Below are 835 nucleotides of genomic sequence, written 5' to 3' on the forward strand. Positions count from 1 at the left end.
GGTAGGTGATGAATAATGGCCAAAAATTCTCACAATTCAATATTTACACATAAATCCTTTTTTGTAAACCCATATTTTGTATTTAGTTTATAAATAAGTATATATATTTAATATTAAGTGTTATTATTATAAATAATTTTATATAAATAAAAACCCGCATAGCGTAGTTGTTGTCTAGACAAACCATGATATGAGTTTTTCGCTTGGTACTCAAATTTCAATAAAATGCTTTATTGTTACCATATTTTCAATTTTTTATACGTTTTTTAATTTGAAATATCGTCTTCTTGTCACTTTCCTTCTACCTAAAAACCCTAAACCAAATAATAGGCTACCACTAATGAAGAAAAGAAGCATGCCATTTCGAACATTCACATACCCATTATCTGCTTCAATCGCTTTCCAACCATCCACAATATTCCATGTATCCAAATAAATAAATGGATTATACACACTGCTCGTCATCGTAATATAATGATTGCCTAAGGCATAACCAGCAATAACGATAATACCTGTCACCACAATAGCGGCATAATGGCTTTTCAGTAAATTACCGATAAAACTAAACAAGCTATTCAAAAAGAAAATTTGAGCAACAATCAGTAGACCGCCTTTAGCAAGTAGCGTCCCTAAATTTTCGAAATAAAAATAAGCATCATTCACGAATGAAACAAAATAGTGCTCCTCCAAGCGCTCTGTTGCGTAAATTAAAATCGGATACTCCGCTTCGCCCAAGCCACCTATTAATGTAGCAATAAGGAAAATAACTACACTACTAATGAGGAGTAAACTGTAGGCAATCATCAGATTGTACGCCCATTTCGTTACATAAATA

General features: G+C 32.0%; 1 protein-coding gene. It reads right to left on the reverse strand.

What is annotated here, in order from left to right; genetic code table 11:
* Positions 1-255: 255 nt before the first annotated feature.
* A partial coding sequence (locus tag C9J34_RS21430; protein ID WP_238600757.1) for a hypothetical protein occupies positions 256-835 on the reverse strand: 580 nt, incomplete at its 5' end.

The sequence above is a fragment of the Metasolibacillus meyeri genome (assembly GCF_003049505.1).
Lineage (GTDB): Bacteria > Bacillota > Bacilli > Bacillales_A > Planococcaceae > Metasolibacillus > Metasolibacillus meyeri.